The organism is Cupriavidus necator N-1, from assembly GCF_000219215.1.
Classification (GTDB): Bacteria; Pseudomonadota; Gammaproteobacteria; order Burkholderiales; family Burkholderiaceae; genus Cupriavidus; species Cupriavidus necator.
Genome location: NC_015723.1, coordinates 378,096 through 402,977 on the forward strand (window position 1 = coordinate 378,096; position 24,882 = coordinate 402,977).

The 24,882-nt window shown below is 62.5% G+C and carries 23 protein-coding genes and 1 pseudogene; 13 read left to right on the forward strand and 11 right to left on the reverse strand.

What is annotated here, in order from left to right; genetic code table 11:
* Positions 1-19 precede the first annotated feature (19 nt).
* Genes CNE_RS19830 through CNE_RS41035 form a run of 3 tightly spaced genes read left to right on the forward strand, consistent with a single transcriptional unit; the run spans position 20 to position 2,182 of the window.
* Positions 20-1,000 (forward strand): amidohydrolase family protein, encoded by a 981-nt coding sequence (locus CNE_RS19830; protein WP_013952055.1) that lies wholly within the window; start codon positions 20-22, stop codon positions 998-1,000.
* A 32-nt stretch (positions 1,001-1,032) separates the two neighbouring features.
* The gene (locus CNE_RS19835) at positions 1,033-1,998 is read left to right on the forward strand and encodes a Bug family tripartite tricarboxylate transporter substrate binding protein (protein ID WP_013952056.1); all 966 of its coding nucleotides are present in this window, start codon (positions 1,033-1,035) and stop codon (positions 1,996-1,998) included.
* 16 nt (positions 1,999-2,014) lie between these two features.
* Positions 2,015-2,182: a ferritin family protein gene (locus CNE_RS41035; protein WP_013952057.1), complete on the forward strand. Its 168-nt coding sequence runs from the start codon at positions 2,015-2,017 to the stop codon at positions 2,180-2,182.
* A 94-nt stretch (positions 2,183-2,276) separates the two neighbouring features.
* Here CNE_RS41035 and argC read toward each other — a convergent pair whose 3' ends face one another.
* Positions 2,277-3,230, reverse strand: a complete 954-nt coding sequence (argC, locus tag CNE_RS19845) for an N-acetyl-gamma-glutamyl-phosphate reductase (protein WP_013952058.1) — start codon at positions 3,228-3,230, stop codon at positions 2,277-2,279.
* Between the two features lie 201 nt (positions 3,231-3,431).
* On the opposite strand from argC, the gene CNE_RS19850 reads away from it, so the two are divergent.
* Complete coding sequence (locus CNE_RS19850; protein WP_013952059.1) at positions 3,432-4,316, forward strand: LysR family transcriptional regulator; 885 nt, start codon at positions 3,432-3,434, stop codon at positions 4,314-4,316.
* A 63-nt stretch (positions 4,317-4,379) separates the two neighbouring features.
* Here CNE_RS19850 and CNE_RS19855 read toward each other — a convergent pair whose 3' ends face one another.
* Complete coding sequence (locus CNE_RS19855; RefSeq protein ID WP_013952060.1) at positions 4,380-5,465, reverse strand: IS630 family transposase; 1,086 nt, start codon at positions 5,463-5,465, stop codon at positions 4,380-4,382.
* Positions 5,466-5,608: 143 nt separating this feature from the next.
* Between CNE_RS19855 and CNE_RS41730 the strand changes: the two genes are divergently transcribed.
* Complete coding sequence (locus CNE_RS41730; RefSeq protein WP_013952061.1) at positions 5,609-5,785, forward strand: hypothetical protein; 177 nt, start codon at positions 5,609-5,611, stop codon at positions 5,783-5,785.
* Positions 5,786-5,904: 119 nt separating this feature from the next.
* Here the strand turns inward: CNE_RS41730 and CNE_RS19860 are convergent, their stop codons facing one another.
* On the reverse strand, positions 5,905-6,792 hold the full coding sequence (locus CNE_RS19860; protein WP_013952062.1) for a LysR substrate-binding domain-containing protein: 888 nt from the start codon (positions 6,790-6,792) through the stop codon (positions 5,905-5,907).
* Positions 6,793-6,900: 108 nt separating this feature from the next.
* On the opposite strand from CNE_RS19860, the gene CNE_RS19865 reads away from it, so the two are divergent.
* The gene (locus CNE_RS19865) at positions 6,901-8,169 is read left to right on the forward strand and encodes an MFS transporter (protein ID WP_013952063.1); all 1,269 of its coding nucleotides are present in this window, start codon (positions 6,901-6,903) and stop codon (positions 8,167-8,169) included.
* A gap of 21 nt (positions 8,170-8,190) precedes the next feature.
* Here the strand turns inward: CNE_RS19865 and CNE_RS19870 are convergent, their stop codons facing one another.
* Positions 8,191-9,180 carry an SLAC1 anion channel family protein gene (locus CNE_RS19870; protein WP_013952064.1) on the reverse strand — a complete coding sequence of 330 codons (990 nt, stop codon included), beginning with the start codon at positions 9,178-9,180 and terminating at the stop codon, positions 8,191-8,193.
* A gap of 135 nt (positions 9,181-9,315) precedes the next feature.
* Between CNE_RS19870 and CNE_RS19875 the strand changes: the two genes are divergently transcribed.
* The 4 genes from CNE_RS19875 to CNE_RS19890 all read left to right on the forward strand — a co-directional run bounded on the left by CNE_RS19875 (position 9,316) and on the right by CNE_RS19890 (position 12,736).
* On the forward strand, positions 9,316-10,203 hold the full coding sequence (locus CNE_RS19875; protein WP_041228532.1) for a LysR substrate-binding domain-containing protein: 888 nt from the start codon (positions 9,316-9,318) through the stop codon (positions 10,201-10,203).
* Between the two features lie 249 nt (positions 10,204-10,452).
* Positions 10,453-11,067: a glutathione S-transferase family protein gene (locus CNE_RS19880; RefSeq protein ID WP_041228533.1), complete on the forward strand. Its 615-nt coding sequence runs from the start codon at positions 10,453-10,455 to the stop codon at positions 11,065-11,067.
* A 180-nt stretch (positions 11,068-11,247) separates the two neighbouring features.
* On the forward strand, positions 11,248-11,820 hold the full coding sequence (locus CNE_RS19885) for a TetR/AcrR family transcriptional regulator (protein WP_041228534.1): 573 nt from the start codon (positions 11,248-11,250) through the stop codon (positions 11,818-11,820).
* Between the two features lie 34 nt (positions 11,821-11,854).
* Positions 11,855-12,736 carry an NmrA family NAD(P)-binding protein gene (locus CNE_RS19890; RefSeq protein WP_013952068.1) on the forward strand — a complete coding sequence of 294 codons (882 nt, stop codon included), beginning with the start codon at positions 11,855-11,857 and terminating at the stop codon, positions 12,734-12,736.
* Between the two features lie 33 nt (positions 12,737-12,769).
* Here CNE_RS19890 and CNE_RS19895 read toward each other — a convergent pair whose 3' ends face one another.
* Entirely contained in the window at positions 12,770-14,434 is a 1,665-nt protein-coding gene (locus tag CNE_RS19895; RefSeq protein ID WP_013952069.1) for an ABC-F family ATP-binding cassette domain-containing protein, read from the reverse strand.
* Positions 14,435-14,709: 275 nt separating this feature from the next.
* On the opposite strand from CNE_RS19895, the pseudogene CNE_RS39325 reads away from it, so the two are divergent.
* Both CNE_RS39325 and CNE_RS19905 read left to right on the forward strand, forming a co-directional pair.
* Positions 14,710-15,198 (forward strand): annotated as a pseudogene (locus CNE_RS39325) (IS3 family transposase); the annotation flags it as partial.
* A 242-nt stretch (positions 15,199-15,440) separates the two neighbouring features.
* The gene (locus CNE_RS19905) at positions 15,441-15,902 is read left to right on the forward strand and encodes a DUF6130 family protein (protein WP_013952071.1); all 462 of its coding nucleotides are present in this window, start codon (positions 15,441-15,443) and stop codon (positions 15,900-15,902) included.
* A gap of 311 nt (positions 15,903-16,213) precedes the next feature.
* On the opposite strand, the gene CNE_RS19910 is transcribed toward CNE_RS19905, so the two are convergent.
* From CNE_RS19910 to CNE_RS19935, 6 genes are all read right to left on the reverse strand, one after another.
* Positions 16,214-17,695, reverse strand: coding sequence for an amidase (locus CNE_RS19910; RefSeq protein ID WP_041228786.1), 1,482 nt, complete (start codon positions 17,693-17,695; stop codon positions 16,214-16,216).
* A 161-nt stretch (positions 17,696-17,856) separates the two neighbouring features.
* Complete coding sequence (locus CNE_RS19915; RefSeq protein ID WP_013952073.1) at positions 17,857-19,200, reverse strand: MFS transporter; 1,344 nt, start codon at positions 19,198-19,200, stop codon at positions 17,857-17,859.
* A 191-nt stretch (positions 19,201-19,391) separates the two neighbouring features.
* Complete coding sequence (locus CNE_RS19920; RefSeq protein WP_013952074.1) at positions 19,392-20,666, reverse strand: M20 family metallo-hydrolase; 1,275 nt, start codon at positions 20,664-20,666, stop codon at positions 19,392-19,394.
* A 114-nt stretch (positions 20,667-20,780) separates the two neighbouring features.
* The gene (locus CNE_RS19925) at positions 20,781-21,245 is read right to left on the reverse strand and encodes a RidA family protein (protein WP_041228535.1); all 465 of its coding nucleotides are present in this window, start codon (positions 21,243-21,245) and stop codon (positions 20,781-20,783) included.
* A 77-nt stretch (positions 21,246-21,322) separates the two neighbouring features.
* Positions 21,323-22,072 (reverse strand): creatininase family protein, encoded by a 750-nt coding sequence (locus CNE_RS19930; RefSeq protein WP_013952076.1) that lies wholly within the window; start codon positions 22,070-22,072, stop codon positions 21,323-21,325.
* A gap of 12 nt (positions 22,073-22,084) precedes the next feature.
* Positions 22,085-23,371: an MFS transporter gene (locus CNE_RS19935; RefSeq protein WP_013952077.1), complete on the reverse strand. Its 1,287-nt coding sequence runs from the start codon at positions 23,369-23,371 to the stop codon at positions 22,085-22,087.
* 160 nt (positions 23,372-23,531) lie between these two features.
* Between CNE_RS19935 and CNE_RS19940 the strand changes: the two genes are divergently transcribed.
* Positions 23,532-24,494, forward strand: a complete 963-nt coding sequence (locus CNE_RS19940) for a LysR family transcriptional regulator (RefSeq protein WP_013952078.1) — start codon at positions 23,532-23,534, stop codon at positions 24,492-24,494.
* Positions 24,495-24,882: the final 388 nt, after the last annotated feature.

The window sequence follows — 24,882 nt, forward strand, 5'->3', positions numbered from 1 at the left end:
CACCACAGGAGCCCCCTTGATGCCTGTCATCGATGTTCACACCCACATCTTCACAAAACCTTGGCTGGAGCTGCTCAAGCGCAAGGGCGGCCTCTACAACATCCAGCAGCGCCCCGACGGCCAGCACGAGGTATTCCGTGGCGACACGCCCGTGGTCATCCCACAGAAGGGGCACTTCGACTACGATCTACGCATCCAGCACATGGACGCGGCCGGCATCGACATCTCAGTCATGTCGCTGACTTGCCCCAATGTGTTCTGGGGCGACGAGGAAACCAGCTGCGAAGCGGCGCGTGAATCCAACGATTCGCTGGCGCAGGCGCAGGCGGCTCACCCGAGCCGGCTGCGCTGGTTCACCTCGCTGCCGTGGGAATACCCGCAGCGCGCGCTCGACGAGCTCAAGCGCACCTGCGACAACGGTGCGAGCGGCGTCATGGTGCTAGCCAACATCGCCGGCCGCAGCCTGACCGACCCGGCCTTCGCACCCATCTGGGCCGAAATCGACCGTCGCGCGCTGCCGGTGCTGGTGCACCCCACCGACCCGCCGGGCGCCGACCTGATGGACATGACCAAGTTCGACCTGAGCTGGTCCGTGGGCTTCATGTTCGACACCACGCTCGCCATCACGCGCATGATCTTCGAGGGCTTCTTCGACCAATACCCCAACCTCAAGATCATCGCCTCGCATGCGGGTGGCGCGTTGCCCTACCTGGCCGGCCGTTTCGAGAAGGGCCACGAGGTCGAGATCCCCCAGCGGCGCAAGATGCAGCGCACGCCCATCGACTACCTGCGCCACATCCACTACGACTGCATCTCGTACAGTCCGGCTTCGCTGGAGTTCCTGATCTCCGTCGTCGGCGCCGACCGCGTGATGTTCGGCACAGACTGGCCGCACCAGGTTCACGACACGTGCGGGTCCTTCGCCAATACCGAGCGGCTGTCCGCCGCGCAGCGCGACGCCGTGCGTTCGGGCAATGCCAAGCGAGTATTCGGTTTCTGATCGACTTCGGCTGACCAAGGAGACTCATCACCATGATGAAGCGACGCGTTTTCAATTGGGTTGCAACCATGGCGCTGGCCGCCGTGCTGCCCATGGGCGCCCTCGCCCAGGACAAGCCGCCCCTCAAGCTGCTGGTCGGCTTCGCGCCCGGCGGCTCGGTCGATGTCGTGGCGCGGCTGCTGGCCGAGCGCCTGCGCCTGCCGCTCGGCCAGCAGGTGGTCGTCGAGAACAAGCCCGGAGCTGGCGGTCGGCTGGTGCTTGGGGAAGTAAAGCGCGCGCCGGCCGACGGCAACACGCTGGTAATTTCGCCCAGCGGCGCGTTGGTGATTTCGCCATGGCTCTATAACCTCAACTACGACCCGGTGAAGGACTTCACGCCCGTCGCGCGTGTGGTGACCTTCGACTTTGCGGTGACGGCGGGTCCGGTGGCGCCGTCCGGTGACATCCGCGCGGTGCTGAACTGGCTCAAGGCCAACCCGGCCCGCGCCAACTACGGCACTTCGGGCGCGGGTACCGTGCCCCACTTTGCGGGCGTGCTGCTGTCGCAGGCCTCAGGCGTGCCGCTCACGCACGTGGCCTACAAGGGCGGCGCGCCGGCGGTGTCCGATCTGCTGGGCGGACAGATTCCTATCATGGTGGACACGATATCGGAGACCATCGAGCATCACCGCGCGGGCCGCCTGCGCATCCTCGCGGTCACGGGTAACGCGCGATCGCCGGCGCTGCCCGACGTGCCCACGCTCAAGGAGTCCGGAATCGATGCCACAGCGGAGGCCTTCGTCGGCCTGTTCGCCCCGGCAGGCCTGCCGGCCGATAAGGTCAAGCGCCTGTCCGACGCGATCGCCGAAGTGCTCAAGGCGCCCGATCTCCAGGCGCGCGTCCGCGAGATCGGCCTGAATGCGAACTACGCCGGCCCGCAGCAACTCGGCGAGACCCAAGTCGCCGAGCTCAGGCGCTGGGAACGGCCCATCAAAGCATCGGGCTACAAGGCCGAGTGACGTTGCCGCCGACGCGGTGCTGCAGTTGTGCGAGCGCGAGGAAGAGGCCGCCAGGCGCGAGTACCGCTCGGCGCTGACGAGAGACATGCCAGAGGAAATTCGCTCGGTGCTACTGCGTCAGTACGAGGGCATGCAGAATTATCACGAACGCATCCACGCCATGCGTGGCATGCAGATTCACTGACGCGCCGAATCACGCCTGATTGACCCGATCGCACCAGGCGGGCCGGAAGCCGGGAAGCTGCCGGCCCGCTTCTTATTTCGACGCTGGGTAGGCCTCAGGCGGCCCGGCGAACCTCCGCCGCCACCCCGGCCAGCATGAGGTCGAGGTTCTGCACTGCCGCCCCCGAAGCACCCTTGCCGAGGTTGTCGAACACCGCTGCCAACAGCGCCTGCCCGTGCTCGCGGTTGGCGAACACGCCCAGGCGCAGGGCGTTGGTGCCGTTCAGTGCCTGCGGGTCGAGGTGAGTGGCGGCGGCCGATTCGGCTAGCGGCATCACCTCGACATGGCGGGCGCCGGCGTAGTGGTCGAGCAGGCAGGCGTGCAGCCTGCCGACGTCCGTGCCGGATGCCAGCAGGTCCAACTCCAGCGCCACCGTCAGTACGATACCTTGCCGGAAGGCGCCGTAGGCCGGCACGAAGGCGGGGCGCCGTGCCAGGCCCGCGTGCTGCTGGATTTCAGGCGTGTGCTTGTGCGCCAGGCCCAGGCCATAGACCTGGAAGGGCAGGGCCCGGGTGGCCTGCGGTCCCTCGTAGGTATCGACGGCGGTGCGGCCGCCACCCGAATAGCCCGACACCGCGTGGATGGCGAGGGGGTAGTCGTGCGGCAGCAGGCCGGCCTCCACCAAGGGGCGCAGCAGGCCGATCGCGCCGGTGGGATAGCAGCCCGGATTGCTGACGCGCAGCGCGCCCGCGATGCGCTGCGCCTGGCCGGCGGCCATCTCCGGAAAGCCGTAGGTCCAGCCGGGCTGCGTGCGGTGTGCCGAACTGGCGTCGATCACACGCACCGCAGGGTTGACGATGGACGTCACCGCCTCGCGTGCGGCGGAGTCCGGCAGGCACAGGATGGCGATGTCGCAGCCGTTGATGGCGTCGGCGCGCGCGCGCGCATCCTTGCGCTGGCCGGCGGGCAGTGTCAGCAGGCGCAGATCGTCGCGTCCGCGGAGGCGTTCGTGGATCTGCAGGCCGGTGGTGCCCTGGTCGCCGTCGATGAAAACAAGAGGGTAGCGCATGAGATGGATCCTTGGACGTGGCGTGAAAGTGGCGGCCCCGGCCGGTGCAGCATCAGCTCTGCGTTGGTGCGGCCGGTTACAGGAAGCGCCATCTTGCGCCACCGCATAGAATCGAAGAAGTTGAATTTCATGACGATGAAATTCATGTTTCCTGAACGATATCCTCGTCAGCAGATACGCCCTTAACCGGAGTGCCGCCCCATGCGCGAGATCAGCCTGGACCGCCTGCGTACCCTCGTCGCCATCGCCGATCTGGGTTCCTTCGCCGAAGCTGCGCGCGCGTTGCACTTGGCTCCGCCCACTGTCAGCCTTCACATTGCCGAGCTGGAAGCCCGCGTCGGTGCGGTACTGCTGACGCGTAGGCGCGGCGAGGTGCGTCCGTCGTCCATTGGCGAGACACTGGTCGATCGCGCCCGCCGCCTGCTGGCCGATGCCGACCTTGCGCTGGACGACGTGCAGCGTCAGGTGCAGGGGTTGACCGGCCGCGTGCGCCTCGGCGCCTCGACCGGGGCCATCGCCCACCTGCTGCCGCAGGCGCTGGCCATGCTGGCGGAGCGGCATCCCGATATCGACGTGCAGGTGGCCGTGCTTACCTCGCAGGAGACGCTGGCGCGGCTGGCCGCCGGCACGCTGGAGGTCGGTCTGGTGGCACTGCCACAGGCGCGCGTGGCGGGGCTGACCATCCGCCCTTGGCGGCGCGATCCGGTACGGGCTTTCCTGCCAGCGAGTTGGCCCTGCCCGGCGCGCATCACGCCGGCCTGGCTGGCAACGCGCCCGCTGATCCTGAATGACGGCACCACGCGCCTGTCGCGCCTGACCGCCGAGTGGTTCGCCAGCGGTGGCCACAGGCCGGCGCCGCGTATTCAGCTCAACTACAACGACGCCATCAAGAGCCTGGTAGCGGCCGGCTATGGCGCGGCCCTGCTGCCACACGAGGTCACCACACCGGCGCCGGATGCGCGCGTAGTGATGCGGCCTCTGCGGCCGGCGTTGTGGCGGCGACTGGGGTTGGCGCACAGCGGGGAACGGGTAGAACGTGCCACGGAATACGTACTGGAGGCCCTGTGGGCGCTGCGGGCGGGGTAGCGCCATTGGCCTGCGCTATCGGTGCTGCGGCGCCGAGGGTAGGCGTGCAGCCAGCCTGGGCTGCTAGTGTCCTGAGTCTGAAATTCGTAGACAAAATCGCTTGATGCTGGCGAGGATGTCATCGGCGGACTTTGTCCACACGAAAGGCGTGGGGTTGGCGTTGTTCAGGTCAAGGTATTGGCGGATAGCTTGCTCAAGTTGTCGGGTTGAGCGATGCGTGCCGCGGCGGATGTATTGTTCGGTGATGGTTGCAAACCAGCGCTCCACCTGATTGATCCACGAGGCGGAGGTCGGTGTGAAATGAACATGGAAGCGTGGATGGCGAGCGAACCAAGCCTTGATCGACGCCGTCTTGTGCGTGCCGTAGTTGTCCATGACGAGATGCATATCGAGCTTGGGTGGCACGTTGGCTTCGATCGTGCGTAGAAACTGCAGGAACTCACTGCTGCGATGTCTGCGATGCAATTCACCGATAACTTTTCCTGTGGCGATGTCCAGCGCGGCGAACAACGTTGTCGTGCCATGGCGCATGTAGTCATGCGTGCGTCGCTCGGGGATGCCTGGCGCCATCGGCAAAATAGGCTGCGTGCGGTCCAGCGCCTGAATCTGGCTCTTCTCGTCAACGCACAACACCATGGCCTTGAGCGGTGGGTCGAGGTACAACCCCACGATATCTCGCACCTTCTCCACGAACAATGGGTCGCTGGACAGCTTGAAGGTCTCCTGTCGATGCGGCTGCAGCCCAAAGGCGCGCCAGATACGCGTCACGGTCGACTGCGACAGATCTGCCGCGCGAGCCATGCTGCGCGTGCTCCAGTGAGTAGCCCCGGCTGGCACGGATTCGAGCGTCTTGGCAATAATCGCATCGACCTGTGCGTCAGCGATGGTCCTCGGCGCCCCTGGGCGCGGAGCATCCAGCAGCCCATCCAGGCGATCCGCGACGAATCGCGAGCGCCACTTGGAAACCGTATGCACGTCGACACGCTGCTTTGCGGCAACGGTCTTGTTGTCCAGGCCTTCAGCACTGGCCAGCACAATGCGCGCGCGCAAAGCCAACGCCTGTGCCGTCTTGCGCCGCATCGTCAGCGCCTTGAGCTGCTCGCGTTCAGCCTCACTCAAGAGTAGTTCCGCCTTTGGTCTTCCCCTCATCGCTACCTCGCCCTGTGCGTGCCTTCAATGCAGAGTACAACGCGAGCCAAATAATGCAATGAATTTCAGACTCATGACACTAGCGACGGGCGGCATAAGCGCCGTGCCGTTTCGGACTAGAATCCTCTGAGGAGGTGTCAGTCATGTCCGCTATCAAGCGCATCGATCCGGGCCATACCGCCTATCAGGCCGCGCCGCACAGGACGACCCGCTACCCGGCGAAGCACGTCACGTTGACGGCTGGCTCCAGGAAGAGGCTGCGCCCCAGTGTGCCGCATCGAAAGGTCGGGCGCGGCAAGGTCGGCGTCGGCGGCAAGTAGGCACCTGCAACCGTCGCTGAAAGCGAACAGGATGTCGTCGATGGCGGCATCGCCGTTGCCGTGGTGATCTGCCCGGGAGCCGATCCGATAGGGCGTGACAAGCCATCACACCGCCGCCATCACACCGGACGCAACGCCTCCAGCATGATGTCGGCCAGGCGTTGTGATACCTCGGACGCGGGCCCCGGCGCGCGTAGCAGCATCAGGGGCATCTTGCCGAGCGGCGGCAATCCTTCGGCAGCCCCAAGCTGCCGCAGCGATGCCGGCAAGCCGTAGGGCGTGCGGACTACCAACCCAAGTCCGGCTGCCGCTGCGGCCCACAGGCCGCCAAGGTTGGGGCTGGTGAACGAGACGCGCCAGGGAATTCCGGCGCGGTCCAATGCCGCCGTGGCGGCATCGTGGAAATGGCAGGGCCGGTCGAACGCCGCCAGTGGTATCGGCTCGCCAGGTACGATGTGCCACGGCAGCGCAGCCGGTCCGACCCAGCACATCGGTGGTTCGCCGACCACGGCGATATCGGCGCCGGGTTCTCTTGCCGTCCGAGCGCCATCCGCGCTACCCCAGACCAGCGCGAGATCCAGCGTCCGCGCCTGGATGCGGGCGAACAAATCGTGATTGCGCGCCACCATGGCTTCGACCCGGACCTTCGGATGCGCTCGCGCAAACCGCCCCAACACCTCTGGCAACATTGCCTCGCCGAACTCTTCCTGCAGTCCCAATCGCACGCCGCCGGACAGGTCCACCCCTCGCACGGCCGCGGCAGCTTCGTCGTTCAGGGCAACCATTCTGCGCGCGTAACCAAGCAGCAGACTCCCCGCCTCAGTGAGTTCCAGGGTCCTGCCGGCCTTGCGAAACAGCGGCGTGCCGGCCATGTCCTCGAGCTTGTGAATCTGCGCACTGACGGCCGAAGTGGAGCGGCCGACCTGCTCTGCAGCGCGCGCGAAGCTGCCGAGGTCGATGCCGGCGATCAAGCTGCGCAGCGCGGCAATATCAAGATTCGACGCCATGGCAATCGTGCGGAAAAACGAAACAATTGGTCCAAAACTTTCTGATTTTCAAGACGAATATTGGTTGCAATACTGACGCTCTGTCAACTGCCTTATCGGAGGGCCGTCGTGGCCGAGTCCGTCTGTTTTCCCCGCCCTGGTGGTAATTCCCTCGCCGCCTCCGCCGCTTCGCATCGCTGGAAAGTGTTGGGCGTCGGCGTTGCCGCGAACGCCAGCTTCATCGCTGCAGCCAACGGTTTGCCCGCCACCGCGGTGTGGCTGCGCAGCGCCTATCAGATCGACAACGGGGGGCTTGGCCTGCTGCTTGGTGCGTTGGGCATCGGCGCCGCGTTGTCCGAACTGCCATGGGGCGCAGCGGCCGACCGGTGGGGCGACCGTCGCGTCCTGCTGTACGGGCTCGGCGCGACCGCTCTCATACTGGCCGTGATGGCACTGTTTCTGGCCCCAAGGCCGGATCGCGTGCCGCCCTTGCCGGTGGCGATGGCCTGCATGGCGCTGCTGGGACTGGCGGGCGGCAGCGTCAACGGGGCCAGCGGGCGGGCGGTGATGCGATGGTTCGCCGAAGGCGAGCGCGGCCTGGCGATGAGTATCCGCCAGACGGCGGTGCCCCTGGGCGGCGCGCTAGGAGCGCTCGTGTTGCCGTGGCTGGCTTTAGCCATGGGCTTTCGCTGGGTGTACGCAGTCCTGGCCGCGCTCTGCTTTGCCTCTGCCTGGCTGACTTGGCGATGGCTGCACGAACCCACGCATCTCGCTTCCCCCACGTCGGCACAACGCCATGCGCACGACAATGCCAGCCCGTTGCGCAGCCTGCGGGTCTGGTGCATTGCCGTGGCCATCGGCATCCTGTGCGCACCCCAATTCGCGGTTTTGAGCTTCGCCTCGGTGTTCCTGCACGATGCGGCCCATGTGGGTGTGTCGGGCATCGCCGCCACCCTTTGCGCTGTGCAGCTTGGCGCGATGGCGATGCGGATCTGGAGCGGCCGCCATACCGATCGGCGTGGCAACCGCCGTGTATGGCTGCGCCATTGCACGCTGATCGCCGCGCTGATGTTCGTGCCGCTGGCCCTCTGCGCGGCGGTCGGGCAGAGTGTTCCTGCGACGCTGACCATGGTCGCGGTCGTGCTGGCTGGCATCGCGGTTTCGGCCTGGCATGGGGTTGCCTACACCGAACTGGCGACGCAGGCGGGCGCGGAGCGGGCGGGTACGGCCCTCGGCCTGGCCAATACGCTGGTCTTTGCCGCGTACTTCGCTGCCCCTGCGGCGATTCCGCTACTGCTCGATCGCGGCGGCTGGGCCGGCGTTTGGCTCCTGGCGGGGGCCTGCGCGGCGACGGCGTGGCCGCTTTTTCCCCGGGCTGGCGATCGTCCCAGCAACTGACCGACGTTTCCAGTCACTGCGTCAACCGGCGAGCAGCTTCCCATTAATAAGCATGTGCAGGGTTCTGACAAGGAGAACCACGATCGCGATGCTCAGCATGGCGAGGAGGAGGATCGCAATCACCGTCACGGGCCAGGCCTGGGCGAACATCGAGTATTTCAGCGCGGCACTCGCGAGGGCCGCCATCGGAAAGCTGATGGCCCACCAACCGGAAGCGAACGGAATTCCCTTGCGAAAGACTTTAGGCGCCAGCGTAAGGAATATGAAGAGGCCGAAGTAGAACAGCAAGCCGGAGAAAGTGTCGACGCGTTGCGTAAAGTTGGTGTAGGCGAGAAAGCCCACTTCGAAGGGTGCCATCAGGATCAACAGGGAAGGAACCATGCCGGCGGGCAGGGGCTCGTGATGAATCATTCGCGACATGATCATCGTAAAGAACAAGAGGGCAATCATTGTCCCAACGGCCAGTGCGAACATGTTGACTTCATGGGCCCACGGCATTGGCATGCTTCCACCTGCAACCGCGATATCCAAAGTGGCGACCCCGGGGATAAACCAGGCAGGAACCGCGTGTGCAGCGTCAATCTTGCCCTGCAGCAGCCGGCTCGCAATCGTGAAACAGAGCGCGATCGTCGCAATTGTGCCCACTATCCAGATGACTTCGGCGAGCGGCTGGCTAAGTTGAGCAACGACCGAGGAGAGCAGCAGGATAGCGATCGTGATCGTGCCGAAGAAGTTGCCAGCGACGGGATGTCGGAACTCGCCGCGGACCGCGTCCGGATGTTGGATTGCCTTGACGAGATACCCCGCGCTCAGCGCCAGGAACACGACGATAGCGAGGATCCCGGCTGCCGCGGATATCAGTGGCGTTACCCCAAATTCCTGGCTGGCCTGGCGCCACGCGATCGAGAGCCCGGCAATGCCCATCACGGACGCAAACAGGTTGACGGGCAAGTTTTTGATGGAAGCGTTCCGTTGCAAAGCCTGCGGTTGGGTACTCGATAGTGTTGACACAGCACATTCTCCAGACTCTCGACGCGTTCGCCGAGGAATGCCTGGATAGTAGGCGCTTCCACCCAGAAAGATAATCTGCCATCATCAAGAATCACCCTCCCAAAAAATGAGAACGTGGCCGATCGTTTCGAATCCATGTCGATTCTGGTGGCCGTGGTCGACGCAGGCAGTTTTTCTGCAGCTGCCCGGCAGCTCGAGATTCCGCTTGCAACGGTCAGCCGCAAGGTCGCAGAACTGGAGTCACACCTGAAAACCCGACTCCTGCATCGCTCCACCCGGCAACTTGCGCTCACAGAAGCCGGACAGTCCTATGTCGCCGCGTGCCGGCGCATTCTCGATGAAGTTGGAGAAGCAGAGCGTGCCGCATCGGGGGAATACGCGGCGCCTAAAGGTGAACTTGTCATGACGGCGCCCATTGTCTTCGGACGCTTGCACTTGTTGCCGGTGGTCGCGGAATTCCTCAAGACTTACCCGGACATCGATGTGCGGATGGTGCTGACCGACCGTGTGATGCATCTTCTTGAAGAGCAAGTCGACGTCGCAGTGCGGATCGCTGAACTACCCGACAGCAGTTTCATAGCGACGCGGATTGGCACAACGCGTCGGGTGGTATGCGCGAGCCCAGCCTACTTCGATGAACATGGCACGCCGACGAACCCCCTTGAGCTAACCGGCCATGCATGCATCACCATGGATCAGATTGCATCCAGGCAAGTCTGGACTTTCCTGTCGGGCAAGGCGGAGGTGGAGGTGCCCATCCGCTCGCGGCTTGTCGTGAGCACTGCCGAAGCCGCAATCGACGCGGCGGTGGCCGGGGTCGGCCTCACTCGCGTGCTGTCCTACCAGATGGCGGACGCGATCCGTGCCGGTGCGGTCAAGACCACGCTCGAAGCGTTCGAGCCAGCGCCGTGGCCCATCAGCCTGGTTCACCCTGGACAGGGGATTCTGCCGCTGAAGTTGCGCGCATTTCTTGATTTCGCCGGGCCACGATTGAAGGCTCGGTTGAAGGAACTAGGCGTCTAATGGGCTTATGCTTTGCTCGGGGCCCGCAGATATCCAGGTCACCGCCTCGGGCGTACCGAGCCGGGCACGCCAGGGCATGGACGGCGAGTTGTCACGAGCGACCGGTAGATCCACCGACTACTATTAGACGTCGACAACTTGGTAACGAAGACGAACGTCCGATTGGTGCTTCAGGAGACGACCGCTGAGGCGGCACGCCCGTATCTACCGGTAGCCTAGTGTGAGGCTCGCATGGATGAGGCAGGACGCATGCAAGGTTCGATCGAACTGTATGGAGCATTGACTGGCAACTGTATCCGTGCCGCGATCGCGCTTGACGAGGCGGACATCCCCTATACGGTCAGGCGGGTCAATCTGGCTGCGGGTGAACAGCGCAGCGAGCAACATCGTGTCCTGAATGCTTTCGGCAAGGTTCCGGTACTTGTCGAGTACCGGAACGGCGGCAATTTCGTGTTGACGCAGTCGAATGCCATCATGCTGTTTGCGGCCGAGCGCTCCAGGAACAAGCTCCTGCCCGCCGATCCGGTGGCACGCGCCAAGGTCTATGAGCGTTTTTTCTATTTTCTGACTGACGTGATCGCGGTAAGTCACTGTGCGTTCCGGCTTGAGCAGATCGGCGCAGGCGCTCACGCCTCGCACATCCATGAACTGGCAAGAGCCTCACTCATCGAAGCGGAGCAATTCCTGACGTCGACAGAGTTCATGGCTGGCGATACGTTTTCGCTTGCCGACATTGCGGCATTCACCATCGCAAGTACCTTCAGCGGCAATATTCAGTGGCCGGATCACCCGGCCCTTATGCGGTGGTTTCAGACAGCCGCACAACGTCCCGCCGTAGTGAAGGGACTGAAGGCATTCGAATAAGGATTCACTTGCGGCCCTATCTTGCTGCCCGCGGCGCAGCAGAAGCGCCGCAGGGGTAACTTTTTTCTGCCGAAAAGTCCACCGGCACCCCGCATTTCTCTTCCTTGACTTCCATTTAGATGTTACATACCATCTAAATAAGATGGTTAGCGACCACACACAAAGGTACGGAGAAAGGTGATGCGGAAATCAAAGGTTGAAACAGCGGATACCCGCCGACGCATTGTGGAGGTCGCGGCGCGAGAGTTCCGGATCCATGGCATCCAGGCGACGGGATTGAACAACGTGATGTCGCCGTTAGGCCTCACGCAGGGCGGTTTTTATCGGCATTTCTCTTCGAAGGATCAACTGATCGCAGAAGCGTGTTCTCAGGCGATGACCGAGGTCATCGACGGGCTGGAAGCCGCCGCGCGAGATAGCGATGCGGACAACGGATTTGCCGCCGTCGTCAATGCCTATGTGTCTGAGCACCACCGCGACACACGGACAGGCGGATGTCCGCTGGCGGCTATGGGGAGCGAACTCGCCAGGGCTGATGCGCAGACGCGGGCGGCAGCCACGCAAGGTTTTGAAGAGCTGGTCGATGTACTGGCGAAGCGAATGGACGGCAAGTCGCCAAAGGCGGCAAGGTCCTCGGCTGTGTTCGCAGCGGCGGCCATGATTGGGGCCGTAACGATGTCAAGAGTCGTTGAAGATTCCGACGCTTCAGCGGCGATTCTGGAGGATGTGAAGCAGCACCTCGGGGCGATGTAAACCTGTCGGACACATTCACAGATTGGGGCAATACATGGAACAGCGCAAATATCTCATCACTGGCGCCACCGGCAAGACCGGGGTCTACACCACCCGATTTCTGCTCAACGCTGGGCACGCGGTTCGCGCGTTCGTACACCAGGAAGATGAGCGCAGCGCTGCGCTGCGCAATGAAGGCGCCGAGATCTTCGTGGGTGACCTTCTCGAGCATGACGACGTGATTCGCGCCATGGAAGGCGTTGCGGGAGCGTATCTCTGCTATCCGGTTCGCCCGGGCTACATTCAGGCCACCTCATACTTTGCCGATGCCGCAAAGCGCGCCGGCGTAGACGTCGTCATCGAGATGTCGCAAATCTCGGCGCGGGACGATTCGGAGAGCCATGCCGCCCGCGACCACTGGATCGCCGAGCGCGTGCTCGACTGGTCCGGTGTGCCGGCCGTCCATATTCGCCCGACCTACTTCTCCGAATGGCTGACTTTTCCGTGGGTACTCGACCCTCTCGTGCAGGAAGGAAAGATCACGTTGCCCTATGGTGCCGGTCGTCATGCACCGATTGCCGCCGAGGACCAAGCCCGTCTGATCGCAAATATCCTTGCTGAGCCTTCGAATCATATCGGCAAGACCTACTCCCTCTTTGGTCCTGTCGAGCTGAACCAGCAAGAAATCGCCGATGAGATTGGCAAGGTGCTGGGACGCAAGATCACCTATGCGCCGTCGACCCTTGAGCAATATCGTGAGCATCTGGAGAAGTACAACCTGCCGGAATTCGTGATCCAGCATTTCCTGGCTACCGCGGTCGACTATCAGAACGGCATCTTCTCCGGTACTGACGGCGTCATCAAGGAGATCACGGGCAAGGCGCCGCAGACGGTCGCTGAATTTGTAGAGGCCAATCGCGAGGTCTTCGAAGCATAAACTCGACCCGGAACTGGAGCCCACACAATCCATTCATTGTGTGGGCGCCTGCTCGCGCATGCGACGGGCTTCATCGCGCAGGAACTGCTGGTAATCGTCCAGATCGCCGTCGAAGGGCTCGACGCCGCCCTTGGTGACCAGCCAGAACTCGTCACATACGGCGCGCAGCAGGGCCCGGTCGTGACTGACCAGCATCACTGTGCCTTCGAATTCGTTGAGCGCCATGCCTAGCGCTTCGCGGGTGGCCAGGTCGAGGTGGTTGGTAGGCTCGTCGAGCAGCAGCAGGTTAGGACGCTGCCACACGATCATGCACAACACGAGCCGCGCCTTCTCGCCGCCGCTCATCGTGCTAACCGCCTGATGGACCATGTCGCCACTGAAGTTGAAGGTGCCGAGGAAGGTGCGAAGCGATTGTTCGGTGCCACTCTGGCCGGGAGCGCGCATGTGCGCCGGCGTGTCCTTGGCAAGGCGGATCATGTGTTCCATCGGCGTGTCGAGCGGGCGCAGCACGTCGAGTTCCTGCTGTGCGAAGTAGCCGATATTCAGGCCTTTACCTTCGCTGATTTCGCCGGCAATCGGCGCCAGCGCGTGCGCCACCGTCTTCACCAGCGTGGACTTGCCTTGGCCGTTGGCACCGAGAATGCCGATGCGCTGCCCGGCCAGCACGGAACGGTTGATGCCCCGCACGATGACCGTGGGCGGCGTGCCCGGCAGCGCGCCGGTCGGCGCCGGGTAGCCGAAGCTCGCGTCTAGCATCGACAACAGCGGGTTCGGAACGTTGAGCGGCTCCTTGAACTCGAAGTTGAACTCTGCGTCGGCAAGTACCGGTGCGATCTTCTCCATGCGTTCGAGCGCCTTGACCCGGCTCTGCGCCTGCTTCGCCTTCGAGGCCTTGGCCTTGAAACGGTCGATGAATTTCTGCAGGTGGGCGATCTTGTCCGCCTGCTTGGCCATCGCGGCCTGCTGCAGTACGAGCTGCTCAGCGCGCATGTCTTCGAACTTGCTGTAGTTGCCGCCATAACGCACGAGCTTGGCGTTGTCGACGTGCACCGTCACCTGCGTCACCGCGTCGAGGAATTCGCGGTCGTGGCTGATCACTACCAGGGTTCCTTGATAGCGCTTGAGCCAGGCTTCCAGCCAGACCAGCGCGTCGAGGTCGAGGTGATTGGTCGGCTCGTCGAGCAGCAGCAGGTTCGACGGGCACATGAGCGCGCGTGCCAGTTGCAGTCGCATGCGCCAGCCGCCGGAGAAACTGTTGACCGGCTGACTAAGCTGCGCAGCACTGAAGCCAAGGCCGAGGATCAGCGCTTGGGCACGTGCGGGGGCATCGTGCGCACCGGCGTCGTGCAGGTCCATGTAGGCGTGCGCCATGCGCATACCGTCGTCGCTGACCTCGGCGGCGGCTACTTCGGCCTGCGCGGCCAACAGCACGGTATCCCCCTCGACTACGAAGTCGGTCGCGCTCTGCTCGGTCTCCGGCATCTCCTGCGCGACCTGGCCCATCTTCCATGCAGCGGGAATCGAGAACTCGCCGCTGTCTTCGTGCAGCGTGCCGTTGAGAAGGCCGAAGAAGGATGACTTGCCGGCGCCATTTCGGCCGACAAGGCCAATCTTTTCGCCGGGGTTGAAGGTGACGGACGCGCGGTCGAGTACGACATTGACGCCGCGACGCAGCGTGACATTACGGACGGAAATCATAGGGAGCTACTTCAGAGAGGATTCGCATGATAGCCGACCGGACGTGCAGGGCTGTCTCTTTTTTGGCCGCGCGCGTGAAGAGCCGTTTGCGCTTTGCGGCGCACACCGGCCACAAGGCGAGGCAGTCCCTGGCGCACCCGGCGTTTCGGCCGAGTACGGTGAAATCTGGCGGGTTCTGCGTGCGAAGTTCCCCCCGGGCTATCGCCAGCCACAGTGCCGTTCAGGATTTCTACTTTGGGCCTGATTTCCTGCTGCGCCGCCACGACTATGAGCTAGAAGTGTCTGGTGGCTTGGCGGTGGCCCAGTATGTGCATGACTTCGTCGCAAGTGGGTTTCCGGCCAGCAAAGAGCGGGTTGAGCGGCTCATGCGCGACAACGGCATCCGGGCCCGGCACAAACGGCGCTACAAGGTGACGACGGACTCGAAGCACAAGCTGCCCGTTGCAGAGAATCTACTGGCACGCAGCTTCACGCCGACGGCGCCGAACCAGGTGCTGGCGGAATATGGCATGCGCTGCTCGATGAGCCGCAAAGGAAATTGTCAGGACAACGCCCCTACGGAGAGCTTCTTCAATAGCCTGAAGAACGAGCGAGTACACGCCACGCGCTACCGAACGCACCAGGAAGCAATGGCGGACTTGTTCGAATACATCGAAGTGTTCTATAGCCGCAGTCGCCGTCATTCATCGCTGGGCTTTGTATCACCGGTTCAGTTCCTGCAAAACTGGCTCAAGGCTCAACAGACCGAGGATGCGGCTGCATAACCGGCGGCCTCTGGAAGGCCAAAAACAGAGGGAAGCTCAGTTCAACTTGAAGCCTGCCGGCAGGAATACCGACGAATGGTGTATTGCTATGTATCAGGAATGGCAAGCGATACCTTCCCATACAACATCACCACAACGGTCGACCGGCGTGTGATGAAATGTGGAGACTGTCCTCAAACTACGCGCGATCGCTCTGCATGGCCCGCGCATCGAGGCAACCCACCTGCGAAAAAGGATATGTCATGCGCTCCAACCTGAAATACCTTTCGACGGCCGCGATTGCGGCGACATTCTGCATTGGCGCATCCGCGCAAACAGCACAGGATGCCGTGCGGCCACCTGCCATTCTTCCGCTCAGCGGCGAGCCAGCGCCCAAGCTGATAGCGTACCCGGCACTTGCCGAGCCGCTTGCGCGCGGCGTAGTCATCGTCCAATTCCGGACGGAGAATTTCCGCGTCATGCCGGTATTTGGCAAGCCAGCAGTCGATATCTCGCCACGCATCGGGCATTTGCACGTAACAGTGGACGACGTTCGTGGCACTTGGGCACATACGAGTGAAGACCCGATCATCGTCGTCGGGCTCACGCCGGGGCCGCACAAGCTTCGGCTAGAGTTGGCTGATCCGAGCCACAAGATCCTGGCTACCGAGGTGGTCGCCGTCACGGTCCCAGATCTGAGAGTTTCGAAACCGCATGAGCATTGATGTATTGCGCGCCCGCCTCTCTCAGGCGGGCGCGCGGACTGCTTCAATGACGAATCTGCTTTAATTCACCTAACGTAAACTCTCAGCCGCGAGCTGCATCTCCATTGTTCTGATGGCGCTCAGGCCGAAACCGCCCCAGCGCCCTTGCAACGAAGATGCTTACGGGTTGCCAAGCCATGCATCGCGCTTTAGAGCCCGAGTCAGCGAGCACGCCAAGCGCACATGCGCGACCCATGGAATCCTGATGGGTGTTGACGGCGCCGCCGCATGCACTGCTGTGATTCCGCCACTTGGTGCCAGGATAGCGGCTGCTACTGTTTCGACGTCTTGTTGACGATTGATCCTGCCCATACCGGTGGCCGCCGTTCGCGCCAAGGACATGCCGCTTCCAATTGTGCGGCCAGACGGAACAGCGTGTCCTCCCGCCCGAAGCCAGACATAAAATGCGAGCCGATTGGCAGATCCGCTTGAGGGTCGATGGAAAGCGGCACTGACATTGCTGGCGTTCCCGTCACGTTCGATAACGCGGTAAACGGTGACTGGCTAAAAACGTGCGCGATCCAGCCAAGCCCATCGACCGATGTTTCCACCCGGTTGTATTCACCAATCCGAGGCGGAAGTCCGGGTAACGTCGGTGTCAGCAGAATGTCGTAGTCGCCGAAGAACCGACCCAGCGCCCGTGTGACCGTATTTCTGACCTGCAATGCCGACAGGAGCTCTACGGCGCCAATCTCAATGCCGTATCGATAGAGCGCGAGCGTTGCAGGTTCAAGGTGTTTTTCATCCACAGTTCGTCCGGTGGCTGCGGCAATGCCGTTGATCCGGAGCGCTGCGTTGGCAGCCCAGATTTTCGCGTTGCATTGCACAAAGGCGTCCCAGCTCACACCCAAGTCTGGCGCTACTTCATGGACATGATGACCCAAGGACTCGAGTGTCCTGGCCACCTTGCTCAAGGCATCAGCAACCCCCGTGTCAGCACGCGCGGCACTGAATGGATTCATCATGAACCCGATCTTCAGGTTTCCCGGCTGCTGCCGGATCTCCGACAGATAGCTGTCTTTGGGTGGGGCAATGTAGTAGGGCTCGCCCACGCCGCCGCCGTGGATGCCATCAAGCAGCGCTGCACTGTCGCGCACAGTTCGACTCACGGCAAAATGCACGCCCAGACCATTCCATACTTCGTCCACGTGGGGCCCGTTCGACACGCGTCCCCTGGTCGGCTTCAGACCGAACAGCCCGTTGCAGGAGGCCGGCACCCGTATCGATCCGCCTCCGTCCGTCGCATGCGCAATCGGAACGATACCGGCGGCCACCGCCGCTCCTGCACCGCCGCTCGATCCGCCCGCGCCATGCTGCAGACTCCAGGGATTTCTCGTCGGGCCGTACAGCACGGGTTCCGTCGTCGTGCTAACTGCCAGTTCCGGCATGGCAGTTCGCCCGAGCGTAATCAGGCCTGCCTGACGGAAGCTCGTCATCACGTATGAGTCTTCCTTTGCGACGGTTCCCATCGCCAGGCGACTGCACATTTCGCTCCTGCGTCCCTGCATGGTGACGCCGAGATCCTTGAGGAGAAACGGCACGCCGCCGAGCGGTCTCGGATCGGCGCTCACGATGCCAGCTGACTGTATCTCCACCTCTTCGGGCCAGTAATCGAGCACAGCATTTACCTGGGGATTGACGGCCTCGATGGCAGCCAATGCGGCTTGCGCCACTTCCATTGCGGTCACTTCTCGCGTGGCGATGAGATGATGCAGCCCCATGCCGTCAAGGGCGGTGTATTCGGCGAGCTTCATGTGGACGTTCTCATTCAGGGACATCGGGAGGGCGCGCATCGCAAGGGCTGCGCACCTGTCTGGTCTGACCGCAGGCAACGAAAGACGTTTGTCCCGCATGGCCCCCCGGGGACTTCATAGTCGAGTGCCTACAGGCATGTGTGATCAATGGCCAGAGGAGCTTACTTAGCTTGACCCACACTGGCCGGCAATGACTCGTGGCGAAGCGCAGTATCGCCCCCGGGCTTCAGCCGCAGGAACAGGATGATGAATGCACACATCAGCAACATCGCTGCCATCAGCAGGAACCCGGGGTAGATGCTGCCGGTCACGGATTTCGACCAGCCGATGATGCTTGGGCCGAAGAAGCCGCCAGACAGGCCAATCGTATTGATCAGGGCAATGGCTCCCGCTCGTGCGTTGCCCTTGATGTACGCGGGCGGGACGGCCCAGAAGACGATGTTGGCCATCCACATCAGGCCGGTGGCGACGCTAACGCATACCAGTGTCACTGCGAGATTGCCGTCGGCGAGGTACCAGCCAATGAAGCAAAGACTGCTTATGGCAGCCGGCAGGGCGATGTGGATTCGACGCTCCTGACGCCTGTCGGAGCTGCGGCCGCCGAAGAAGATGGCAAACGCCGCTGCCACATAAGGAATGGCCGCATACCAACCGAGGGTCTGTGTGCTGGTGACACCGGCGGATTTGATGATTGTCGGCAGCCAGAAGCTCAAGGCGTAGATCGGCGCGATGATGCACAGATAGGCTACCGCCAGGACATACACCTTGGGATCACGCAGTACCATGAGAAACGATTCGTGCCGCCGGTCTGCAGCCGTGTTCGTTTCCGCAGCCAGCGCGCGTTTCTCCGTGTCGTTGAGCCATTTTGCATTGGATGGATCATCGACCAGCAGAAAGTAGGCCGCGACGCCAAGCACGAGGGTGGGGGCGCCTTCAATGAGAAACATCCATTGCCAACCGGCGAGGCTGGCCGTACCGGCGAAAGCCGTCATGATCCACGCCGACAGCGGACCTCCAACAATTCCGCTGAAAGGACCCGCAAGCCAAACTATCGAAATTGCGCCGGCGATGCGGCTCGAACCATACCAGCGCGACAGGTAGAAGAGGACGCCCGGCGCGAAGCCGGCTTCGAAGACGCCCAGCAGAAAGCGCAGGGCGTAGAACACCGGAACGCTATTGACGAACACCATGCACATCGAGGTGATACCCCAGAGCACCATGATGCGGCTGAAGGTAAGCCGGGCGCCAACCCTGGGCAGCAAGAGATTGCTTGGCACCTCGAACAAGACATAGCCCACGAAAAATATTCCTGCCCCGATGCCGTAGGCGGCGTCGGAGAAGCCGAGGTCGCTCTGCATCTGAAGCTTCGCAAAGCCTACATTGACTCTGTCCAGATAAGCGAACATGAAGCCAATGAACAGCAGCGGCAGCAGGCGTATATCTACCTTTCGATAGAGGGACGCACCGTCCCTCCTGCTCCCTGAAATTTGGTCCTTCTGAGACACAGACCTCTCCTTTGGTTGGTGTGCATAGCGTCGCCACGGTGCGCGTCGGCGCCGGCATCCGTGGTCGAAATGGTTTTGGCGTTACTGCGTGGCAACTTCGCTTTGTGTCGACCGACACTTCGCGGTGGTCGCGCGTCCGATGGCTGCCCGTGTGCCGTCAGTCCGAAATCGATGTGGGCAGTTGGAACTGCTTATAGTGGTTCGGACATGATCGCAAGCATGGCGTCGCAGAGGACCTGCGCCCCAGCCGCGACATCGACTTCGCGCGCGTTTTCGGCCTCGTTGTGGCTGATGCCCTTTTCGCAAGGCACGAAAATCATTCCGGTGGGAATATGTTGTGCGGTGTACTTGGCGTCGTGGGTCGCGCCGGAAACGATGTTCAGGAATTTCATGGCCCGACCACCAGCAGCTTTGCGCACGGTTGCCACCACGCGATCGTCGAACGTTATCGGTGTGGACCTCAACAGAACCTTCGCTGACACCGGGCAGCCTTCAATCTCGCCGGAGCAAAGCTGAAGGATCGTCTCGCCGGCACGCAGGAGGGAATCGGGGTCGGGATGCCGCAGATCGATATTGAATGTCACCCTGCCTGGCACGGTGTTGGGCGATCCCGGATAAACCTCCAGCCTTCCGACGGTGAAGCGCAGGATATCCTCGGGGTCGTTTATCGCGGCGCGAAGGCATCCGATGAGCGTGGTGGCGGCCACCAACGCGTCTTTGCGATGCCGCAGCGGCGTCGTGCCCGCGTGGGCCTCGGCGCCTAGCAGTTGGATCTCGTAGGCATGAAGCCCTTGAATGCCCGTGACAATGCCCACATCGCATGCCTGGTTCTCGAGCACGGGGCCCTGCTCGATGTGGGCTTCGATATAGGCAAAGCCGCTCATGCCAAGCGGGCGCTTCTCCAGAACCGGCAGCTCGGCGACCTGGGCCGTCAATGCGCTTTCCACATCGATCCCGTTGACGTCCTTGATTGCCAATGCATCGGTCAGCGGCAGCGCGCCGGCCGCAACGGCGGAGCCCATCGTGGGGGGTGGGAACCTTGAGCCCTCCTCGTTCATCCACACAACGAGCTCTATCGGGCGTTCGGTCTCCATGCCGTGATCGTCAAGTGTCTCGAGTACCTCGAAACCTGCAAGCACGCCGTAGACACCGTCGAACCTGCCTCCGGTCGGTTGGGAGTCAAGATGAGAACCCGTCAATACCGGGCTGAGGCCCGGATTCCTTCCGGGGCGGCGGATGAACAGATTGCCGATCGGGTCGATCGAGGTCTGATAGCCACGCCTGGATGCCCACTGGAGCAATAACATCTTGCCCTGGGTGTCTTCTGCGGTGAGCGCCTGGCGGTTGACGCCGCCTTTGGCCGTGGCACCGATCCTTGCCATGGCGTTGACATGTTCCCAGAGCCGCGGGCTGTTGATGCGGGGACCGACGGGGGTAAGAGAGGAGGAAGGAGTGGGGGCGTTCATCTGGCTACTTGCCTTGTTGCGTCGCTTCGCATGAGCAACGGGTTGCCGCGTTGAAAGTTGTCGCGCGGATATTTAGAGTTCATCTGCGTGCACTGTTTGGTTCGATCTGATGCCTCAGTCCAGTTCGACGCAGACTTCGATCTCCACGCAGGCCCCCAGCGGAATCTGTGCGACACCGAATGCCGACCGCGCATGCTTGCCGGCATCGCCGAACACGTCGACGAACAGCTCCGATGCGCCGTTGGTGACCAGATGCTGCCCGGTGAAGTCGGGCGTTGAATTGACCAGGCTCATGACCTTGACGATGCGTTTGACGCGATTCAGATCGCCGGTGTGGGCCTGAAGCGTCGACAGCAGATCGATCGCGACCGCACGGGCCGCGGCGCGTCCCTCGTCCGTCGACATCGTGGCGCCGAGCTTGCCAACCCACACGTTGCCGTTCTTCTTCGCAATGTGGCCGGAGAGGTAGACAAGGTTGCCGCTCTGCGCACTCATTACGTATGCGGCAGCCGGCGCGCCTGCAGGGGACAGCTCGATGTCGAGTGCTTTCAGTCTTTGGTGGATATCGTGTGATTGCATGATGTTTGTCGATGGAGGGCAATATGGCTGGCGCCACGGGGAGTCATCGCGAGTCATGTGGCGCCAGCAGACCGGTTTCAGTCCGGCATCGGCTCGCGGCCGAAGGCTTCGAGTTCGCGCGCCAGGGACTGCGCGGCCAGTTCGACCAGTGCGCGGCCTTTCTCGCGCGTTGCCAGGCCTGGATCGGAACCGATGCGTCCGTCCGGGAAGCGGGCACGGAAGTCGAGGGCTTCGCGGATCGGGCCGGTCGGGGCAATGGGCGGCGCATAGTCGGCCGACTTGATCGAATCGGGGAAGGCGTACTGCGTGATAGCAATTTCCGAAGGTGTGGCATGCGCGCCGTGGCCGGTCGGGAACTGGTCTCGTGCCAGTTCGCCCACCCCTGCGAGATCCCACCAGTTGCAGAGCTTCAGTGCGAAGCCGGCACGACGACGCGCAAAGCTTGCTTCGGCGTACAACTCGGAGAACGCGGCATCGATCGACGAGACATTGCCGCCATGGCCGTTCAGGAACAGGATTTTTTCGAAACCATGTACCACCAGCGAGCGGGTCCAGTCGCCGATCGCGGCGATGAACGTGGACGGGCGCAGCGAGATGGTGCCGGGAAAGCCGAGGTGATGCTGTGCCATGCCGATGTTAAACGTGGGGGCCACGAGGATATCGGCGGATTTTTCCGCTTCACGCGCAATGATTTCGGGACAGAGCCAGTCCGTGCCCAGCAGCCCTGTGGGACCGTGCTGTTCGTTGGAGCCTATCGGCACGACGATCGTGCGGCTGCGCTTGAGGAACTGCTCGATTTCGGACCAGGTGGAGAGATGTAGAAGCATGACGACTCCTTGTTACCGCTTCGCGGGAAGCTTGTTGGCGAGGATGATCAGTGCGGCGATGATTGGCAGCGCGGACAGGATCAGCACACCGAGGTGAAGGTTGCCGGTGGCGGTCTTGGCCCACCCGATGATGGCCGGGCCCCAGAAGCCGCCCGATAGCCCGATCGTGTTGATCAGTGCGATGCCGCCTGCAGCCGCCGGGCCCTTGATGTATTCGGAGGGCATGGCCCAGAACACCGTGTAGGCCATCCACAGCGCGCAGGTACCGAGCGTGAGCAACACTAGCGATGCCGCAAGATTGCCGTCGACGAGGATGGACGCAGCGAGCAGCAATCCGCCGACGGTTGCGGGCACGGCACTGTGGAAACGGCGCTCCCCGACCCGGTCCGAGCGGCGGCCCATGTAGTACATGCCGAAGGCCGCGGCGACATAGGGCAGGGCCGAGTACCAGCCGAGTTGCACGGTGTCGTTCACGCCCTGGGCCTTGATGAAAGTCGGCAGCCAGAAGCTGATCGCATAGATCGCGGCGATGATGCAAAAGTACGCCAGGGCCAGCACATAGACCCGGACATCGCGGGCCACGGCCAGGAAGGAATGATTGTGCGCCGCGCTGGATCCGATCTCGTTGGCGAGCAGGCGCTTTTCCTGCTCGGTCAGCCAGGCGGCGTCAGCGGGACGGTTCGGCACGAAATACAGGGCGAGCACGCCGAGCAGGATGCAGGGCAGGCCTTCGACCAGGAACATCCATTGCCAGCCGGCCAGGCCACCGGTGCCTGACAGCGCGGTGATCAGCCATGCCGAGACCGGGCCGCCGACAATGCCGCCGAGCGGGCCGGCAAGGAACACGATCGCAATGGCGCGCGCCATGCGCTGAGGCCCGTACCAGCAGGACAGGTAGTAGATCATGCCCGGGGCAAAGCCTGCTTCGAAGATGCCGAGCAGGAAACGCATGGCGTAGAACATCGGCACGTTGCGCACGAACAGCATGCAGGCCGAGGTGATGCCCCAGAGCACGAGGATGCGGCTGAAAGTCTTGCGTGCGCCGATGCGCGGCAGCATCAGGTTGCTCGGTATCTCGAACAGCACGTAGCCGATAAAGAAGATCCCCGCGCCCACGCCATATGCGGCATCGGAGAAGCCGAGGTCGCCTTGCATCTGAAGCTTCGCAAAGCCGATGTTGACGCGATCGAGGTAGGCGAACAGGTAGCAGATCAGCAGGAACGGCAGAAGTCGCCAGTTGATCTTGTTGTAGAGGGTGGGGGTGTCGTCTACTGCGCTTTCGCTCGAGATCACCAGCATGCCAGTCTCCAATGTCTTTTATGTGGGTACCGCGTGGATGGATCGATAGTGGCAGCGTCAACGGCAATCTCCAACAGCAACCATGTCCACACTTCGTTGCCTTCCGGGCAACGCATCAGGTATGGTGTGAGTCTGTCATCGGCCAAGTGGATGGTTCGACATGCGCGAAATCAATCAGCAGCGGCTGCGCTACTTCCGCGAAGTGCTTGAGCAAGGCACCATTCGCGGCGCTGCGGAAAGTCTCAACACATCGCCATCTGTGATCACCCGGCAGATCCGGCTGCTCGAGGACGAACTTGGCACGACACTGTTCGAGCGACAGGCGCGTGGGGTCAGACCGACCGAGGCCGCCGCGCATCTGCTTGAGTTCTGGCACGGCTACCGGTCACATCAGGAGAAGCTCGAGGACCAGCTCCATGCCCTCAAGGGCCTGCAGCAGGGGCAGGTCCAGCTGGTCCTGAGCGAGGGGTACGTGGATGCACTAGTCAATGAAGTGCTAGCGCCGTTCTGCGCGCAGTACCCGCTGCTCGACGTCAGCATGGAGATCCTCGGCGTGGATCAGGTGCTCGACGCCGTGGCCGAAAGTCGCGCGCACATCGGACTTGCCTTCAATCCGCCGCCACATCCGCGCATCGAGTATCTGGCGAGCTCGTCGCAGCCGGTCGGCCTGCTGGTGCGGCCCGACCATCCCTTGGCATTGCGTGGCGGCGCAGCCAGCGTCAAGGACATCTTGTCCTGGCCGCTGGCCATGATGCCGGCGTCATTCGGCGTCGGGCACGCCGCCAAGATGCTCGAATTCGCGGAGAACATCAGGATCCGGCCGACGCTGGTCACCAACTCACTGACGGCGCTCAAGCAGTTTGTTGCCTACGAAAACTACATGACGCTGATCGGCGGTGAGTTCGCCGCGTATCGCGAAATCGCTGCCGGAATGCTCACGGTGGTGCCGATCGATCATCCGCTGTTCAGGGGCACCCAGGCGCGCTTGCTGGTCAAGGCTGGGCGACCGTTACCGGCGGCGGCGCTCAAGCTGCTTGAACATATCCTGCGGGACATGCCGATGTTTGCACAGGGCGGCCATAGATTGCTGTCAGCACACGGGAAATCTGACGGGTACGGGTAAGCAGGCAGCTCCGCAGGATTTCACTGCCTGCGCTGTCCTTTTTTGCGGTGCTGGAGTCAGAAGTCTTCATGGTGATTGAGTTGCATATGCAGCCATTCTGGCGGTCAACATAGCTAATTGCATCAAAACCCATTTAAGACAGGGCTTGTGTCCCGTCTGTATTGCGGTCTGTCCTGATTTGTCACGGAACGTGTCAGCGCCGGACAAATCGCCTCAATGCCCGAGATGGATCCTGAGGCCTTCAGCTGCGTACTATGAGGCCGACCACTTCGCGTGCAACTTGACGATGGGCACTTGCATTTGAGCAGACGTAGAACTGCACACTGAGGGATTTTTGTATGCCAACGTATCGATGGCAGCGGCAGATACGAACAAATACGTTGGCCCC

What these genes read in the sequence shown, in the direction of transcription:
- CNE_RS19835 (WP_013952056.1), top strand. Translation starts at nt 1,033, where the DNA reads ATGATGAAGCGACGCGTTTTCAATTGGGTTGCAACCATGGCGCTGGCC.
- CNE_RS41730 (WP_013952061.1), top strand. Translation starts at nt 5,609, where the DNA reads ATGTCCGCTATCAAGCGCATCGATCCGGGCCATACCGCCTATCAGGCC.
- CNE_RS19860 (WP_013952062.1), bottom strand. Translation starts at nt 6,792, where the DNA reads ATGGCGTCGAATCTTGATATTGCCGCGCTGCGCAGCTTGATCGCCGGC.
- CNE_RS19935 (WP_013952077.1), bottom strand. Translation starts at nt 23,371, where the DNA reads ATGCTGGTGATCTCGAGCGAAAGCGCAGTAGACGACACCCCCACCCTC.
- CNE_RS19920 (WP_013952074.1), bottom strand. Translation starts at nt 20,666, where the DNA reads ATGAACGCCCCCACTCCTTCCTCCTCTCTTACCCCCGTCGGTCCCCGC.
- CNE_RS19830 (WP_013952055.1), top strand. Translation starts at nt 20, where the DNA reads ATGCCTGTCATCGATGTTCACACCCACATCTTCACAAAACCTTGGCTG.
- CNE_RS19895 (WP_013952069.1), bottom strand. Translation starts at nt 14,434, where the DNA reads ATGATTTCCGTCCGTAATGTCACGCTGCGTCGCGGCGTCAATGTCGTA.
- CNE_RS19905 (WP_013952071.1), top strand. Translation starts at nt 15,441, where the DNA reads ATGCGCTCCAACCTGAAATACCTTTCGACGGCCGCGATTGCGGCGACA.
- CNE_RS19850 (WP_013952059.1), top strand. Translation starts at nt 3,432, where the DNA reads ATGCGCGAGATCAGCCTGGACCGCCTGCGTACCCTCGTCGCCATCGCC.
- CNE_RS19930 (WP_013952076.1), bottom strand. Translation starts at nt 22,072, where the DNA reads ATGCTTCTACATCTCTCCACCTGGTCCGAAATCGAGCAGTTCCTCAAG.
- argC (WP_013952058.1), bottom strand. Translation starts at nt 3,230, where the DNA reads ATGCGCTACCCTCTTGTTTTCATCGACGGCGACCAGGGCACCACCGGC.
- CNE_RS19940 (WP_013952078.1), top strand. Translation starts at nt 23,532, where the DNA reads ATGCGCGAAATCAATCAGCAGCGGCTGCGCTACTTCCGCGAAGTGCTT.
- CNE_RS19875 (WP_041228532.1), top strand. Translation starts at nt 9,316, where the DNA reads ATGTCGATTCTGGTGGCCGTGGTCGACGCAGGCAGTTTTTCTGCAGCT.
- CNE_RS19910 (WP_041228786.1), bottom strand. Translation starts at nt 17,695, where the DNA reads ATGAAGCTCGCCGAATACACCGCCCTTGACGGCATGGGGCTGCATCAT.
- CNE_RS19880 (WP_041228533.1), top strand. Translation starts at nt 10,453, where the DNA reads ATGCAAGGTTCGATCGAACTGTATGGAGCATTGACTGGCAACTGTATC.
- CNE_RS19890 (WP_013952068.1), top strand. Translation starts at nt 11,855, where the DNA reads ATGGAACAGCGCAAATATCTCATCACTGGCGCCACCGGCAAGACCGGG.
- CNE_RS19925 (WP_041228535.1), bottom strand. Translation starts at nt 21,245, where the DNA reads ATGCAATCACACGATATCCACCAAAGACTGAAAGCACTCGACATCGAG.
- CNE_RS19885 (WP_041228534.1), top strand. Translation starts at nt 11,248, where the DNA reads ATGCGGAAATCAAAGGTTGAAACAGCGGATACCCGCCGACGCATTGTG.
- CNE_RS19855 (WP_013952060.1), bottom strand. Translation starts at nt 5,465, where the DNA reads ATGAGGGGAAGACCAAAGGCGGAACTACTCTTGAGTGAGGCTGAACGC.